This is a genomic window from Neobacillus sp. 19, assembly GCF_049463095.1.
Taxonomy (GTDB): domain Bacteria; phylum Bacillota; class Bacilli; order Bacillales; family Cytobacillaceae; genus Neobacillus.
The window spans coordinates 203,610-220,799 of sequence record NZ_JBMPZU010000030.1; the positions used below are offsets into that span (position 1 = coordinate 203,610).

At 38.5% G+C, this 17,190-nt stretch carries 13 protein-coding genes, 1 tRNA gene and 2 pseudogenes; 3 read left to right on the forward strand and 13 right to left on the reverse strand.

All coding sequences use genetic code 11. From position 1 onward, the window contains the following. Window positions 1-31 precede the first annotated feature (31 nt). Entirely contained in the window at window positions 32-1,543 is a 1,512-nt protein-coding gene (gene tcuA / locus ACO1D1_RS08455) for an FAD-dependent tricarballylate dehydrogenase TcuA (protein WP_423335593.1), read from the forward strand. A gap of 309 nt (window positions 1,544-1,852) precedes the next feature. Here the strand turns inward: tcuA (ACO1D1_RS08455) and tcuB are convergent, their stop codons facing one another. The 7 genes from tcuB to ACO1D1_RS08490 form a co-directional block, all read right to left on the reverse strand. Then, entirely contained in the window at window positions 1,853-3,022 is a 1,170-nt protein-coding gene (gene tcuB, locus ACO1D1_RS08460; protein ID WP_423335594.1) for a tricarballylate utilization 4Fe-4S protein TcuB, read from the reverse strand. Continuing rightward, complete coding sequence (gene tcuA / locus ACO1D1_RS08465; RefSeq protein WP_423335595.1) at window positions 2,997-4,388, reverse strand: FAD-dependent tricarballylate dehydrogenase TcuA; 1,392 nt, start codon at window positions 4,386-4,388, stop codon at window positions 2,997-2,999. Before tcuA (ACO1D1_RS08465) ends, tcuB begins: the two co-directional genes overlap by 26 nt. 208 nt (window positions 4,389-4,596) lie before the next feature. Further along, complete coding sequence (locus ACO1D1_RS08470; protein ID WP_423335596.1) at window positions 4,597-5,979, reverse strand: MFS transporter; 1,383 nt, start codon at window positions 5,977-5,979, stop codon at window positions 4,597-4,599. 1,109 nt (window positions 5,980-7,088) lie between these two features. Beyond that, on the reverse strand, window positions 7,089-7,475 hold the full coding sequence (locus ACO1D1_RS08475; protein ID WP_423335656.1) for a GmrSD restriction endonuclease domain-containing protein: 387 nt from the start codon (window positions 7,473-7,475) through the stop codon (window positions 7,089-7,091). After that, window positions 7,426-8,859 carry a DUF262 domain-containing protein gene (locus ACO1D1_RS08480; RefSeq protein WP_423335597.1) on the reverse strand — a complete coding sequence of 478 codons (1,434 nt, stop codon included), beginning with the start codon at window positions 8,857-8,859 and terminating at the stop codon, window positions 7,426-7,428. Before ACO1D1_RS08480 ends, ACO1D1_RS08475 begins: the two co-directional genes overlap by 50 nt. 101 nt (window positions 8,860-8,960) lie before the next feature. After that, window positions 8,961-9,197, reverse strand: coding sequence for an HTH-like domain-containing protein (locus ACO1D1_RS08485; protein WP_423335598.1), 237 nt, complete (start codon window positions 9,195-9,197; stop codon window positions 8,961-8,963). A gap of 516 nt (window positions 9,198-9,713) precedes the next feature. After that, window positions 9,714-9,810 (reverse strand) — tRNA-Sec (locus ACO1D1_RS08490). Between the two features lie 254 nt (window positions 9,811-10,064). Between ACO1D1_RS08490 and ACO1D1_RS08495 the strand changes: the two are divergent. After that, window positions 10,065-10,497, forward strand: a pseudogene (locus tag ACO1D1_RS08495) (DUF2621 domain-containing protein). Between the two features lie 258 nt (window positions 10,498-10,755). Here ACO1D1_RS08495 and ACO1D1_RS08500 read toward each other — a convergent pair. Beyond that, complete coding sequence (locus ACO1D1_RS08500; RefSeq protein WP_423335599.1) at window positions 10,756-11,235, reverse strand: CcdC family protein; 480 nt, start codon at window positions 11,233-11,235, stop codon at window positions 10,756-10,758. Window positions 11,236-11,417: 182 nt separating this feature from the next. Beyond that, window positions 11,418-12,128, reverse strand: coding sequence for a cytochrome c biogenesis CcdA family protein (locus ACO1D1_RS08505; RefSeq protein WP_149869682.1), 711 nt, complete (start codon window positions 12,126-12,128; stop codon window positions 11,418-11,420). A 274-nt stretch (window positions 12,129-12,402) separates the two neighbouring features. Between ACO1D1_RS08505 and ACO1D1_RS08510 the strand changes: the two genes are divergently transcribed. Beyond that, entirely contained in the window at window positions 12,403-12,579 is a 177-nt protein-coding gene (locus ACO1D1_RS08510; protein WP_423335600.1) for a Spo0E family sporulation regulatory protein-aspartic acid phosphatase, read from the forward strand. A 57-nt stretch (window positions 12,580-12,636) separates the two neighbouring features. Here the strand turns inward: ACO1D1_RS08510 and ACO1D1_RS08515 are convergent, their stop codons facing one another. The 4 genes and pseudogenes from ACO1D1_RS08515 to sirA all read right to left on the reverse strand — a co-directional run bounded on the left by ACO1D1_RS08515 (window position 12,637) and on the right by sirA (window position 17,091). Then, a complete protein-coding gene (locus ACO1D1_RS08515) occupies window positions 12,637-14,430 on the reverse strand; it encodes an ABC transporter ATP-binding protein (protein WP_423335601.1) in 1,794 nt (597 codons plus the stop codon). 1 nt (window position 14,431) lies between these two features. Continuing rightward, window positions 14,432-16,182 (reverse strand): annotated as a pseudogene (locus ACO1D1_RS08520) (ABC transporter transmembrane domain-containing protein). Window positions 16,183-16,352: 170 nt separating this feature from the next. Beyond that, complete coding sequence (locus tag ACO1D1_RS08525) at window positions 16,353-16,577, reverse strand: YneF family protein (RefSeq protein WP_149869678.1); 225 nt, start codon at window positions 16,575-16,577, stop codon at window positions 16,353-16,355. Window positions 16,578-16,650: 73 nt separating this feature from the next. Then, complete coding sequence (gene sirA, locus ACO1D1_RS08530) at window positions 16,651-17,091, reverse strand: sporulation inhibitor of replication protein SirA (protein ID WP_423335602.1); 441 nt, start codon at window positions 17,089-17,091, stop codon at window positions 16,651-16,653. Window positions 17,092-17,190: the final 99 nt, after the last annotated feature.

The following is a 17,190-nucleotide window of genomic DNA, read 5'->3' on the forward strand; positions in this document are numbered from 1 at the left end:
CTTTATTATTAACATAAAAGGAGTGGTTATAATGGAAAATAAACAAAATTATAACGTAGTGGTTGTTGGGGCAGGAAATGCTGCTTTATGTGCTGCCATCTCTGCAAAAGAAAATGGTGCTAGAGTTCTTGTATTGGAGCGGGGTCCTATTGAAAAACGGGGTGGAAACTCTTTTTTTACCGATGGAGCAATTCGGGTGGCATACAATAATTTAGAAGCTATTAGAAGAGTAATTCCTCAGTTAACAAATGAAGAGGCAGAAATGATTGTTTTACCTGACTATGGTGAATCTGATTTTTATAATGATTTAATGCGTGTAACAAATGGTAATAGCCACCCTGGGTTGGCAGAGCAATTGGTCTCCAAATCTTATGAAACGATTGTATGGATGCGAGACCAAGGAATTAAGTTTGAATTGAATTATGATAATCAGTCCTTTTTTCAGGACGGTAAACGTCATTTTTGGGGTGGATTACCCCTTAAAACTGAAAATAAAGGCGTGGGCTTAATGAAGAGGCTCTTTGAACGGGCAGAAGAACTTGGCATTGATATTTGGTATAATTCTCGTGCCGTGAAATTAAAAACAGATTATAACCAAATTACTGGGGTAGTTGTTGAAAAAGAAGGTAGTATTGTTTCTGTGAATACAATGGGTGTTATTTTAGCTTGCGGCAGCTTTGAAGCGAATAAGCAAATGAGAACTGAAAACCTTGGTACGGAATGGGAAGCTGCCATAGTTCGTGGAACTGAGTTTAACACTGGAGACGGTATTAAAATGGCTCTTGAAGTTGGCGCTCAAAAATTTGGAGAGTGGTCTGGATGTCATTCAATCGGAACAGATTATAATGCTCCAAAAGTTGGTGACTTTACAAAGCCTGGAGATATTTTCAAAAAACATTCCTATCCATACAGTGTAATGTTAAATAATCAAGGTAAACGTTTTGTAGATGAAGGCGCAGATCTTAGAAGCTACACCTATGCCAAATATGGACACGAGGTGTTAAAACAGCCTGGTCATGTAGCCTATCAAATTTATGATGCACAGGTCCGCTCGATGCTTCGGAAAGAATACGACCTAAATGAAGCAACGTTTTATAAAGCAGATACCCTGGAAGAGCTTGCTGATCAGCTGCCAGTAAATAAATCGCAATTCCTTAAAACAATTGAAGAGTACAACGGTGCTGTACAGGAAGGTGAATATAAACCTGCAGAGAAAGATGGCAAATGTACGAAGGGAATTACTCCATCTAAATCAAACTGGGCACTTCGTATTGAACAATCTCCTTTCTATGCTTACCCTGTAACATGTGGAATTACATTCTCATTTGGTGGCTTGCACGTAGATCCATTAGGCCAAGTGTTAGATAAGGAAGAACGACCTATAGAAGGATTATTTGCTGCTGGGGAAATGATTGGTGGAATTTTTTACGAAAACTATCCTGGTGGATCAGGTTTGATGTCGGGCGCAGTATTTGGAAAAATAGCTGGGTCCACCGCAGCCAGCTATTCTGATGAAAAGACAAAACTATTAATTAAACAGTAAATGCTTCCGTAAACATGGCACAACATTCTATCATTGAATGTCGTGCCATGTTTATTATATTTTTAAAAGATGGTAGAGACCTTACGTACAGTGCAGTGTAAAATAAATTATTCTTATTGTCCTTTGTACATTTTTATGATGGACCTTTTAAAATTTGGAAAGCCGTTACAAAATATTGCGTCATAATAAAAGGGCTTCCGTTAAACAACCGAAAGACCTTTTATTAATAAATACGATCATATTAAGTTACTAAATCCTGGCATTGCCGTGTTTTTTCATAATATTTAGCTTATAACATACAGTAATTAATTATTTACCCACAACCGTTGTACCTGGCTTTAAAGGCTGCTTTCCAACTTTCACTTCTTCTTTTACAGGCTGTTTTGCAATGCGCTCTTCTTGTGCATAACGGATAAGAGCTAAATAACGATATACAAAATGTGCAAATTTAGTATATGGAGCAGTGAAGAATAACGCTGCAACACTTCCTAAATGGATTGCCAACAAAATTCCCATTGCTGCCGTTTCACGAGCCATCAACAAGATCATCCCTGTCGCTGCAACAACTAGTAATGAAACAATAAATGAAGTTCCTGACTTTGCCGCTTGTTCGTCGTTGACTTCAGGATCGCTTTTTGCTTTAAGTACCAACAGTCCAATCGTTCCAATCATAATTCCAATGCCGCCTAAGGTTCCAAGAATTACTACTGGATGGTACACAGGATATGGCGCAGGAATGAATAATACATGTGAGTAAAATGCCCCTAATGTTGTTGAAGCAAGACACAGCATAAAACCATAAGATACAAAATGGTGAAACTTACGGCGAATAGTAGAAGGCTCCTCGGTTGGATAATTGCAACCTGCACCTTCTCCTCCCAAATAACGAAGGCTTAGCGCATATTTTGTACCAGTCACAATATCTTTTCCAATGATTTTTTCAGACTTTGCCGACTTAATGTCCTTCCAGAATCTGCTCATTCCGATTAACCAGCCGCCAACCATCCAGATTCCGAAAGCCAAGAAAACAATAATCATAACAGCCTCTGACATAGACTTATAAAATGCTCCGGTTCCTACATGAGCTCCTAAAAGTCCAGAAGTTCCGTTGGTTCCCAAAATTAAAGCTAACATTAAAATGATGCCAAAGAAAAATGCAATCCAAAAGCCGCTGCGTTTTTCTCCGAGGGCCTTGGCAAATATTCTGGGGCTAGCATACTTTCGATAGGTTTCTTCACGCAATTCCGAAAACAGTTTTGGCGGATTAATTCCAAATTCATGTGGTGTTGTAAATGGACACGCATAGTAGCAGTCCCGGCAATCATGGCACAAATTGGCCAAATAAGTCATATCATTATCTGTGAAATCCCGGCGCCACTCAATCGATTGCCATACGGCGCAGTATCCCTCACAGTAGCGACATGCATTACATAATCTCATTTGTCGTTTTCCATCATCTAGTAGCTCTTTTGATTGCATTTGCTGCTTCCTCCCCTGCAATTCTTCCTAAAACTGCACCCATTGTGAGTCCAAACCCAGCCAGATACCCACGGCGCAGTACATTACCTGCTGCCATTTCTCCTGCTGCAAACATATTGTCACAGACGCTTCCATTCTTCCACTTGATCCTTGCCTGTTCATTTACTTCTACAGAAAGGTATGTGAATGTAATTCCAGCCTTAAGCGGATAAGCATAAAATGGTGGCTTATCGATCCGTACTGCCCAATGGCTTTTTACCGGTTTTAATCCTTCTGTTTTACAGTCGTCTAATTCACCTGGATTAAACGTTCCCGGACGAACCGCATTGTTAAAGTCCTCAACCGTCTTAGCTACCACTGTAGGGTTAAGGCCCAGTTTTTCCGCCAATTCCTCGATTGTTCCTGCAGATACTGGTTCGAATGCAGAAGGCATGAATTTTTCAAGTGACTTACTGTCAATGATCGAGTAAGCAACTTGATCTGGCTGCCGGGCAATCAGTCCTCCCCAAATTGCATAGCGTTTCGGCCAGAAATCTTCTCCTTCGTCGTAGAACCGCTCACCATTCTTATTTACCACAATCCCAAATGGAACACTGTCAAGCCGGGTAACAATACCTCCGTCAAACTTTGGTGCCCTGCCATCAACCGCGACGGCGTGAAATGCATCGGGTTCTCCTATCTTGGCTGCACCTTTATTTAGCAGCATCTCAAGAACATTCCCCTGATTATATGGGGTACCACGGATAATAAAATTCTCAGCGGCGTCTCCCCAGTAACGTTTGTGCCATTCTATATTTGCTTCGAAACCACCTGAAGCGAAAATAATCGCTTTTGATTTAATTGTCTCGATTCGGTTATTCCGGCGAACTTTAGCAGCCTTGTACTTAGTGCCACTTATTTCTATATCTTCAAGCATGGAATCGTACCAGACTTCTACCCCTTTTTCTTTAGCGGTTTCATAGTACGAATTCATTACAGCCTTACCACCGCCAAGCTGGAAGATATTCGTTCTTCCTAAATGAAGGGTCCCAGATAATGCCGGCTGCCATTGAATTCCCTGTTTGTTAAGCCAGTCCGGAAGTTCCTCGGATTTTCGAACAACTAATCTTGCGATAGGTTCATTGATTTCCCCCCCAGCAACACGCCTTAAATCCTCCATGAATTCTTCCTCAGGATACATGCCAGTCATATATTCATTCTCTTGTAAATTCATTACCCTATAGTCCCGGGTTAGTCTGCTATTACCGCCGCGATAAAATTTAGGAGCCCTTTCAATTACTAGCACCTTTACCCCTTGATCGCGAGCTGATAGTGCAGCAGCGAGAGCAGCATTCCCGCCACCGACTACTAAAACATCCGTCTCCATGATTAAATCCCCTTTCATGATGTATGATCTTTAATATAACTTTAATATAATATTTGAAATAAAAAAAATATTAAAAATTTATACGACTGCATAAAATAAATTTATGATAGATTATAAGTGCTATAAAAAAATTAAGTCTAGTATACAGATACCAAATATTTATCCTGACGAATGGAAAAGACACCCCGCAGGGTGCCGTTTTTTCAGACTAAAGATTAGATGATTGTGCAAATTTTTCATTCGATTGTGTTCCGTTGATCTCTTCAAGACTTCTCTTAGAAGTACGTGGACCAAAGAAGATAGCTACAGCTGTTAAAACCCAAACAAGTGATATTAGAATAAATACGTTTAAGTATCCAAATCCTGTGTATACAAAACTAATAATAAATGGTCCGATTATATTAGAAGCACGGCCGATTCCATATGTCATTCCTTGCCCAAAAGAACGCACTTCTGTTCCGTAAAGTTCTGATGTATAAGTATATAGATTTGATGAGAAGGTTCTTTCGATATAATTAATAAGGAAGCCAAAGATAACGATCATAACAGGATTTAATGTGGCCCCGAATAAGAACACCGCAATTGCAAGGAAGAAACAAGCAGCAATAATATTTGTTTTTCTCTCAAAGCGGTCGGAAATCATTGCACCTGTAAATGCGCCTAATGGAGCACCTAAGGTAATTAATGTGCTATAAAGTAAGGTCTTCGAGATATCAATTCCTTGATTTACCAATAGAGTTGGAACCCATGACCCAAATCCATAGAAAGCGATTGTTTGAAGAATCCAAACGGCAATTAGAATGGTTGTCCGTTTCCGGTAAATCCCCTTGAAAACATCAGACATTTTACCAGAAGTTACTCGTGCAACTAAAACTTCAGGATCTGGCTTAGCTAAAGGACCTTTTTCATTTGCAACGATTTTTTCAATTTGTTCAAGGGTTGCTTTCGCTTTACTTACTTGTCCCTTCATTTCATACCAACGTGGTATTTCAAATAATTTTACGATACCGAATAAAGCGAAGATTCCAAGCGCTCCCCATATAAATACAAGTCTCCAGCCAAAATCCCCCAAAGGAACTACCAAACTAGCAACATAACCCGTAATTGGGATACCCGTAATACCAATTCCTACCGCTAATGCTTGATACTTACCGCGAACAGCTTTTGGGAAGAATTCAATTATGTAAGTATTCGCATTCACCAATAAAGCCGAAGCAGCCATCCCTGTTACAAATCTATAAATTGACAGTGACCATACATCCCAAGCAAGGGCATTCAACCCTGAAAATAAAGATAATAGTACTAGTCCAATAACAATAGCTTTCTTTCTTCCTGCTTTATCGCCAAGCATGCCGCCTAAGGTAGCCCCCAAAAACATTCCGAAGAAAGCACTGGCGTTAATGGTTGCAATAACATTCATTGGCAAATCCCACTGTTTCATTAATGCAGGTGCTGCATATGAAAACGTATTCAAATCTGCGAATTCAAAAAAATAAGCAATTGCTAAAGCAAAAATTACCCTCTTATGAACTGAAGAAATAGGTAAACGATCCATACGATTTGCAATGTTAAGCCCCGTTGTTCTCCTCATGATAATTTCCTCCCATTTTGCTTCCTTTATCCCCGTCATCTCTTTGTTACTTTTTCTTATCTTAATAAAACTATAAAGGTGTTATATAAAAATTATCATAATTTATCGAATTAAAAAAATATTGTTTGTTTATTAACTATCATAAATTTTTTTTATATTAGAAAAGTGATGTTCCAATACGTTTAAATTACAGCAAAATAACAGAAAATAATATATGCAAGTGATAAATACCACGAATTTCCGAAAAGTAACAGTAACAATAACCCTCTTAAAATCATTATCTTGGAAAACAACTAATAAATTTGTATCAGGGATATTCCAACGCATTAATTTATTTTTTCTTCATCATAAGGTATAGCAAGTAGCTGCTGCTGTAATCGCTATGTATCAATTAGGATCAGCTTTTATTAGGTCAGGAATATCAGGATTTAGATTTAGTTTTGCTCAAAAAAATGGCAACCCACTTTAACCCACCGAAATGGCCAGAAATTATCGTAAGATGGTTAAAAAAAGTGGATTACCCTATATCTGTTTTCATGATTTATGGTATACATACTCTACTTTATTGCTACAACAAGGTTACATCCAAAAGTAGTTTCCGAACGATTAGGACACTCGACAATTTGGATCACGATGGACACATACACTGTATGTGTTACCAAAAACACAAAAAGAAGCTGCCCATCAATTTGAGCAGCTCATTAAATAACCTATGTAAATGATGAAAAAACCCATGTGAATAAAGAGCCTGTTCACACCCCTAAGTATGTCGATTTTGACAATAACGGGTAGTGACAGGCACCAATTTTTTTATTTTGACTTCACTGCGAACGATGCAAAAAAATTCTATTCTAACTCGCAGGGTAATAAAAATATCAATAAGAGTAAGTGCGTTTTTGCAGCCCTTGCCCCATACTTATTTTATTATTATCATTTCTTTAGCAACTCTAGCCCGAATTTATTATTACCGGTAGCATTCTGCAGCTAACTAGCAAATTCTTTGGCAGTTCTCCCTCAATACTGTTTTATCTCCGACCACACTCGTATCCATTGCAATGATAATATTTTTATATGTTTGCATTACAATTAGGTTAAATCAACTTATTCTCTTAAATTAAACCTTTTCTCTTTAACTCTTCAATCATCTTTAATTCTTCAGCGGTTGGAATTGGAGATTGTACTTCTTGAACTGGAAAGTCAGATTGATTTAACCCCCAATCATTTAGTAAGATTAACAACTCGTCAGAAATCCGAATATCTCTTTCTCGAATTTCATTTAGCCCCCAGTCATTATGCTGGTTAGAAAGGTCGAGTAATATCTTTACTTTTGATTTTTTGTAACTTTCTTGTTTCTTTTTAAAATATCCATTACTTGCAATAATGTTCAGCTTTTTCTCAAACGGAATCTTATTCCCTATATGTTCCACTAACTCTTTTACTTCTCCATCAGAATTGCTTGGAAAATAACTTGATTGCCATTTCTGAGGGAAGAATATGCTCTATTTCCCACTTCTCGGGAAGAAGTTCCTCTTGGCTTTGATAAGCAAGAATCTTCAATATCATACGAACAGTATTACGGTGAGCCGTCTTAATCTTCCCTTTTAATTCCTGTTCATCTACTGTAGCAAAATCAAATGTTGGCATAGGTGATCTAATAATTTCAGAGTTTAATTTCAATATTCCTCGCTTTACAGCATTAATAGTTGGCGTAACTATATACAGCGCCGCTAAAACTGCGAGTAGTTTCTTGAGAAATTTCAGGTATAGTTCTTCAAAATCTTGCGAACCATGATATTTAAGATAGTAAATGACTACTGGATACTTCCAAAATTCATTTGGATACGAAGATAACCCATCAAGTACTTTTTTAATTTCAATATTTTTCGACCAGTCTTCATCTTCGATTTCTACACGATTATTAACTACAAGCCATAAGTTAAGCACCGTATTTAGGTTGTTCATCACTTCCTTCTTATATAATTGCTCAAAATTATTCCTTGAGTAGTATTTCCTTACCCCTGGTGTCGTTGTATTTCTATCGTTTTCTAACGCTCTCAAATAAAACATATAATAATAAAACAATTTTTGAATACTTTCACTCGCATTTGAAGCTTCATAATCAAGTTGTTGCCACTGTTCAATAAAAACTGCTTTCCCATCAGCATCCAAGTGATTATAGATCTTTGCTTTAAAAATATCTGCATCGGATAAAGCCAGTCCTCTATCGTTCAGAGTTGAGAAGATTGTTAATGCCGTATCTTGTGAGTCTGCGGAAATTGGTAATAAAATCGCTTTGTTCAAAACATTTCGGATAAACCAGAAAAACAACTCTGGCTCGTTTGAAGCATAATTCTCTATTAGCTCTGTAAATAATTTGTAGTTTAACGAATAGTTATCTTTCGCTCCTTCTTCAATAGTGCCACTGATAAGAATGTTGGTGAAAGTTTTATTTCCTTCATCCCCCATCACCCTGGATTCAATAAGCGTTTTTTCGTAATCAACCTCAGCAGTTAATTCATCCTGTTCCCACAATGCCGATTCAATTTGCCCCTTAAAATTTTTCACTTCTTTTGTTTCTGTCATTGAATTAAGCTTTGTGTAAAGTGCTCGAAGCAATAAAAACAAAGAAGTGATGCGCTGTTGACCATCTATAATTTCCTGTTCATTGTTCTCATTTTCGTAAGAAACAATCGTTCCCAGAAAATAAGTGCTTTCATTATCATTTTCCGTGTACTCTACTAAATCATCAAAGAGCGTTTGAATTTGTTCATCAGACCAAGCATATGGACGTTGATACTCAGGGATAATGAATTTATTAACTTTGCCTGTTTCTAGTAACTGTTTGACACTCTGTTTGTTCACTTCAATTGTTGTAGCCATTGTCTATTCTCCCTTCTGTAACTTGTTATTTCTATTCTCTGATCATCAATGATCTTATTGACATTACTTTCGATAGAGTTTCCACGAATTTGTAGACACCTTCAACATTCATGCACCCTAGGCACTACATACTTAGACAACTTAATTCCATTACTCACTTCAGTTGCAAATGACGGTTTTATACCTGATAAACGAACAACCTCAGTAGCTTTATAGTTATTTCTCAATATACACTCTGCATATTTTACCCCAAATAAATGAACTTTTGCTACTCGATCGCCCTCAGGAGCATTAGAGTACATCTCATTCAATATCCTAGCTAAATCATTTAGATTCATCTAAAGAAGCTCTCCTTTATCACGAAATTTTTATAGTACTTCTTTCGCGATATGAACAACAAATCCCTTCACGTACATTGTTAAATATCATAGCATACTAAAAAAGGAGAAGAGTAATCATCATCAGAAAAATTCTCTTCCCCTTGGTTGTCATGCTTTCAACTTCTATTTCATAAAAAAATCCTCATTTACTCATTGTACTGTTCCCGGTTATTAATGCTAAACTACTCCTCCACAATCTGGCTGAGTATGCTGCAACAAGGAGTACATCTAAAAGTTGTGTCTCGGGACATTCAACAATCGAGATTATGCTGGACACATACACTCATGTGTTACCGAAAATGCCAAAAAGAAGCTGCCCATCAATTTGAGCAGCTGAATATATAAACCTATGTAAATTATTAAAAATTCAATGTACCAAAATGTGACCAAAGATAAAATTTTATGTTGTTGGCCAACAACTTTTTCCTCAAAATAACTTCTCACACATCGTCATAAACCTTTATAAGTTAAGGTTGGCGGGACTGCGTGGGAATCGAACCCACCAGACCTGGCACGCAGGTCTCAAGCAGTTTTGAAGACTGTGGAGGGCACCAGCACCCCAATCAGCCCCGTAGGATGATTATATTAATGATCATAACTATTATTTTATGTTGATATCATTTGTAACCATATTACAATGGAATATAGTATTTATCAATAGAATCGGGGGATTTGTCACTTTTTCGACAAGGTTTTCATTTGGCTTAATTTGCGCTTTAAGCCTTATTAATTGCCCTTCCACTTCAATATCATAACGATAACTTGTCATTTTTCCACTAAACAGACTATAATAAGACATAATATTGTTTTTTGTAGGTGAATGAAATGGCACAGCTGCAAGGTTGGTTTTTATGGTTTATCCTTTTTTGGGTTGTTTTTTTAATCGGTGCATTTTCCATCGGCGGATTTTTTATGTTCCGCAAGTTTTTGAAGAAAATGCCGAAGGAAGAATGGCAAATCGGTCATGGATTGGGAAGAGCATTATGTCAATGAGTCGCGTCACCTGTGGAAGGACGAGGAAAAAGCTCTTCTTGAGGATTTGGTCAGCCCTGTTCCCGAGCTGTTCCGTGATGTTGCTCGGCATAAAATAGCAGGAAAAATTGGTGAATTGGCGATTCAAGAAAATGCCCCCATCATCACGCAAGAGCTGGTGATTCGTGGCTATATTCAGGCGACGCCGAAACGAGATCATAAATTTTTACGGAAGAAACTGTTTCAAAATCAAATTGATGTTGCCCCATATGAGCACTTGTTCTAAACCGTTCACAACGAACGGTTTTTATTTTTGCTAATTATGAACAGCACTACAAAATATAAATAGTACTGCTCTTCTTTGATATTAATCCTCCTTTTTCCTCTCATGATTTCTTCTAAATAAGTCCTTCATCATGATTTGTGACGGACATTTCCTCTCACGTTTTCCTTCAAAAAGTCCTTCATCAAAACACACATGTAGAACTTCCCTTCTCCAAAGAAAATAAAAACACTGACCCAAGAAAGAGTCAGTGCCTGCAGTTTAAATCATTTTTATTCCATGGAGCTCATTATAAAGTTTCATGTAAGATCGATACATGGCCACGCGCCATGGCACAATCATACTGAATGCCAGCAGGAAGAACATGCCGCCTAGCTGACCGATGTCGATGGTGCTTGCTAAAATGGTTTTTAAAACAAGTCTAAGGACTAGCAAGCCAATCAGAATAAAGATGAACGCCTTTGAGCGTTTTAAATAAATATCATTGTCGCGAACTTCGAATTTAGAGGTTTTGATAAGTAAGATCGAAAATACCATTCCGACGATGACAGCCTCTAAAATTTCCATTGGGGTAAGTCTAAATTCCGGAACGATATACATCAAGGCACCTGTCGACATAAAGATTGGCGGCATGATGATTTTTTTCACATTTGCCGGTTTCTTTGCTGCCTTCATACGGACAAACAACGCAAAGAAGCCCATCAAAACAGCTCCGATTGAAGAAATAAGAACGTAATTCATTCGACCATACTTCCCTTATTTAATTATTTACTACCCCATTATATCTCAATTGATCCAATTTGCTATTAATTTTTCACTGTATTTATGTTCCCAATATTGAAATGCACAGGGAACACATCCAAAAGAAGGAAAAACTTAAAAACTACGAGAATGGCAACCTTTTGCAAACCCGCAAAAATTATTTAGAAACCTGTAAAGCCGCCAAAAAGGCCGGAAAAGATCGTAATGATTTTCGTCATCCAGTCAAAGAACAGGACAATCCCCATAATAATCATAAGATAGCCGCCGAATTTCATGATCTTGCCACTGTGTGTTTTGATCCATTTCATGCGGCCCACAAAGAACGATAAAATTAAAAATGGAATCGCAAAGCCCAATGAGTAGGCAGTCATGTATAACACACCTGAGCCTGGGTTTGACGCCGCGAGCAGAATGACTGCTGACAGAATGGGCCCTGTACAAGGCGTCCAGCCTGCTGCAAAGGCCATCCCGATTAAAATGGAGCCAATATATCCGGATGGACGATTTTTAAATTCGACACGACGATCCTTCATCAAAAACTGCGGATTTAGGACGCCCACAATGATTAATCCGAATAAAACAATGAAGATCCCGCCGAGCTGACGGATTAAATCCTTGTATTCAACAAAAAAGCGGCCGATAAAGAAGGATGTTCCAAATCCAATGACAATAAAAATGATGGAAAATCCTAATAAGAAAAATAACGTATGTAACAGGCTTCGCTTCTGTAGCATCGCATTTTCACTTTTTAATTCGCCGACAGACATCCCGGTAATATAGGATAGAAACGCAGGATACAGCGGCAGGCAGCATGGCGAAATAAAGCTTAAAAATCCTGCCCCTAATGCCAAAAATATATTTACATCAGACATATTAACACTCCCAATATAGTCGATACCTCTCCATTCTAACAAAACTTTTGCCTAAATGATAATGGTTAACATGAATATTTGTGACCCAAAGGATAACAATTCAAAAAAAATTCATATTTTCCATTTTCAAGCCTAAAATATTGGATATTATTTTACAAATATCTTTGAAATTATTTACATCATAGGTTATACTAGTAAAACAATGCCCATCTTGGTATTCTATTAATCTATAATTTCCCTAAAATTAGGAGTTACTCCGGAAAGGAAATCGGCCGTGATCAAACAAGAATTAGTTGCATTAATTGAAAAAAAACGAGCTGAATTAATTCAAGTCGCCACAACCAACGGCTTCACTTCCTCCGTTGCAATTCGCTATAGCCAGGAACTCGATAACCTTTTAAATGAATATAATAGAAACTATGTAAAAAAAGTTTCATCATCCGCTTGCTAATAGATCAGAACCTATAAACCAATGCGAAAGCCCGGCATGCACCGGGCTTTCTTCTATTTAATGGACAACACCATTTAAGTGCTCCATTGCTCCGTTTTGCAAGAGGAACATTTTATGATATAAGCCTTCTTGTGTCAGCAGTTCCTGATGGGTTCCCCGTTCCACAATTTCCCCTTGATGCAGTACGAGAATGAGATCCGCATCCTGAATCGTTGATAAACGATGGGCAATCGCGATAGTCGTTCGGCCTTTTCGCATTTTAGCTAATGCCGTTTGAATCGCTTCTTCTGTTTCCGTATCAATATTTGCTGTCGCTTCATCCAAGACCAATATTTTCGGATTTGCCGCAATCGTTCTGGCGAAAGCGATCAACTGCCGCTGCCCGCTTGAGAAGGTCGCCCCTCTTTCCACTACTTTGTGGTCAAAGCCATCTTCCAGGCGGTTAATAAACAAATGTGCTTGAACAAATCTTGCTGCTTCTTCAACTTGTTCATCTGTCATCTCTTCATTATGAAGCCGAATATTATCCTTTACCGTCCCGTAAAATAAAAACGGATCCTGGAGGACAAGTCCCATTTTCTCTCTAAGCTCAGGCTTGGTATAGTTGCGAATAGACTCTCCATCTACTAAAATCTCACCACGTTCGAATTCGTAAAAGCGCATCATCAGATTAATAATCGAACTTTTGCCGCTGCCGGTATGGCCGACCAGTGCGACTGTTTCACCCGGATTGGCCGTAAAAGAAATATCCTTCAGTACATCCCGCTTTCCATCATAGGAAAAAGTTAAATTTCTGAACTCAATTTTTCCCTCTTCAATGGAAATCTTCTTCTCTTCCCTTTGTGCTGGAGCCAAATCTTCCTCATCCAGCAATTTAAATACCCTTGAGCCGGCAACAATCGCCTGCTGGTACAAGCTCAGCCGCATCATCATTTGGTTTACCGGTTCAAAGAAACGATCCAAATAATTGATAAACGCATAGATGACCCCGATCTCGATACTATGTTGGAACGAGTTAACCCCGAAATAACTGAGAACCATAATCAGGGCAAAAATATAAATCAAGTCAATCGCCGGTCTTAATAAAAGCCCATCAATTTTAATATTTTTCATCCCTGCATTGAAGTGTTTCTCATTAATATCTCCAAATTCGTTTCGCAGGCGTTTTTCCTGACGAAACACTTGAATAATCGCCATGCCTGACAATGACTCGGCTAGTTTCGCATTCAACTGGCTTAGTCGTTCACGCATATCCAAATAGAATCGCGAACTTAATTTTCTGTATAAATTCATCACAAATAATAAAATTGGGATAATAACCACACATAATAGTGCCAGCTTAACATCCAGGATAAACATCGCAATAAATATACCCGTCAATAAAAACCCGCTTTGAATAAACGTCGCAATTACAGTCACAAACATATCCTTGATTGCCTCTGTATCATTCGTTACCCGGGACACGATACTGCCGGCAGGTGTTTTATCAAAATACTTCAACGCAAGAGCTTGAACTTTTGAAAAAACATCAATCCTCAGCTGTTGGATAATATATAAGGCAATCTCTTGAAACTTTACAAATTGAAAAAACATCAATATCGCTTTTACCACTTGTATTCCCATGTAAATGGAACCAAGAATCAGCAGCGGTTGAAACTCTAGCTTCCCGGGTTTCAAATAATCATCAATAAAGATTTTGACTAAAAGCGGCAGGACAATGTCCCCAATCGTTGTTAACAGCAACAAGATAAAGGCAAAACTGATGATCTTTTTATGTGGCTTTGTATAGGAAAGCAGGCGGAATAAGACCTTTCTTTGTTCACGTTCTGACAACTGTATTTTCTCGTCCATATTAACGCCCTCCATGCTCGACCAGCTCTTCTAACTGCTGGTGTACATACATTTCCTTATACCATCCGTTTAATTCCATCAGTTCCTCATGCGTGCCTCTCTCGATGACCTTTCCATCTTCTAAGACGAGAATGAGATTGGCGTGCTGAATGGCACTTAATCGGTGTGAGGTGATGATGGTTGTCTTACCTTCGCGATTTTGTCTTAAGGATGAAAGGATTGCATCCTCCGTTTTCGCGTCGACCGCAGACAAGGAGTCATCAAGAACGAGCACTTCCGGGTTCATTAGCAGGGCCCGCGCAATCGAAATTCGTTGTTTTTGTCCTCCTGATAAGGACACTCCCCGTTCCCCTACAACTGTTTCATATCCATCGGTAAATTGAAGTATATCATCGTGGATATAGGCTAATTTTGCAGCAGTTTCAATTTCCTTCATCGAAGCTGTTGGGTCTGTAAAGGCAATATTTTCAGCGACCGTCGCCGAGAAGAGGAAATGATCTTGCGGGACATAACCAATCGCCTTCCGTAACTTTTCCAGTTTATAGTCTTGGAGTGTTTTCCCCCAAACAGAATATCTCCTTGATACCCCTCGAATTCCCGAATCAGCAGCTTCAACAGTGTTGTTTTTCCTGAACCCGTTTTGCCGACGATGCCGAGAGTTTCACCTTGGACAAGCGGAAACGAAATATCAGTTAAAATCGGCCTTGTTTCACCCGGATAGGTAAATTCAGCAATCCTATAGTGGATATCCCCACACGGCACAACATCTAAGGCTTGTTCATCATCCATTATTTCTACCTTTTCTTTAAGCAATTTGGCCACACGGTCATAGGATGCACGCCCTCGTTCGACAATGTTAAACAGCCAGCCAAACGCCAGCATGGGCCAAATCAATAAGCCTAAATAGGTTGTAAAAGAGATTAATTCACCGATTGTTAACTCACCATTGTGGACATATTTTGCCCCAAAGGCAATCGATAGGAAAAAGGAAATACCGGTGATGATCGAAATGGTAGGGTCATAGAGGGAATCTATTTTCGCTACGACAATATTCTTTTGGACGACATCCTCTGACTGCTTGCGGAAATCTTCAATATCTTCTTGCTCCTGTCCAAACGTCTTAATGACTTTTATCCCTGTAATGCTTTCTTGAGTTTTATCATTTAATGAAGAGAATGCCTCTTGGGCCTTGTAAAAGCTTTTATGCAGCATGGATCCAAACCAGTTGGTCAGCAATGCCATGAACGGCATCGGGATCAAACAAATCAGGGTTAACTTCCAGCTGATGGTGAAGGCCATGGCGAGGATGACAAATCCACCGGTTGATAGGGAATCCACAAGTGTTAAAACCCCTGCTCCTGCTGTTTGCTGGATGGCGGACAGGTCATTCGTCGCATGGGCCATTAAATCGCCAATCCTGCTTTTCTGATAAAACGAAGGGGACATTTTCGTAAAATGGTGGTACAAACGATTTCTTAAAATCCTGCTCAGCTTAACGGCTGAACCAAAAATCATAATTCTCCAATAATATCGGAGTCCATACATCGCCAGTCCAACAGCAATCAGGACCAATACCCATTCGATCAGCATCCCTTTTGTAACCGTGCCATTGTTAATATGGTCAGCAATGATCCCGATTACTTTTGGAGGAACTAATTGTAAAAGTGCAACAAGCAATAAAATAAGAACCCCTGATATGTACGCTTTTTTCTCCTGTTTAAAAAACCAGCCTAATTCTAAAAAAACCTTCATAAAAACCCCCCAAAAACACACAGAAATAGTTTCCCTTCATCCGTTTACCAAAAAATTACTTAGGTTACCGAAGTTATATTTTATCAAATATTGCTAAAATAATAAAGATTAAGAAAGTCCGACTTTTGGCATATGAAAAAAGCACCCATATACATGAGTGCTTGTCCGTTTTATTTAGATTGCTGCTTGTTCATGGCTGACATCATTTGGTTGATCTTCTTTTGTGAAGGCTTCATACCCATTTGCATCATCATCATTTTTAACATTTGTTCATTGATTGGTGGATTTTTCTTTAAGTAGCTCATCATATATTTACGAGCAATGAAAAATCCTAGCGCTACACCAGCTGCTAATGCCAGTATACCAACTAGAATCACAAGACCAGTAGTACCCATTCAACTTCCTCCTTCATGTTGTCTATCATACAGTGTACTAAATAAAACGAAATAAGACAATATCTCGTTTTATTTAGATATATTTTCTTTCTTTAATCGGTTTTAACCAGCCATAGCGCTCGTGTTCAAGGTCCAGTGCTAAAAAGGATGATTCGCATTTTCGAAGCACTTCAAAAAAAGCCGTCTCTGCTTCATAGCTGCCCTCTGCCTCTACTGTAATTACGTCTTGGAATACCTCTAACCTAGCCGTACTTAGCTTTCCGCTTAAACTAATCGTATATGCACCATGATCCGCTCTGAATCCCTTAATTTTCCCAAGCTGTTTTTGAATTAACTGATGGATTTTTAAAACCTCTACCCTTTTCGTTATATAAGAAATTTGTTTTTGTGTTATAAATTTTAGCTCGCCGGCAGCTGTTTGATGTTCCCGAAAAAGCTGAAAAAATAATCGCTCTCTTCCGAAGTAATGGGCGGCAAATTCATCTTCTATTAAATATAGCTGATATTTTCTCACCACTGTTCTCTCCTTCGTTGAAACCCTTTTACCTATTATAAAAAAACACAAGCAAAACTTTTGTCTTTCGGCGGCAAAAACTTTCACTATTTTTGTCGA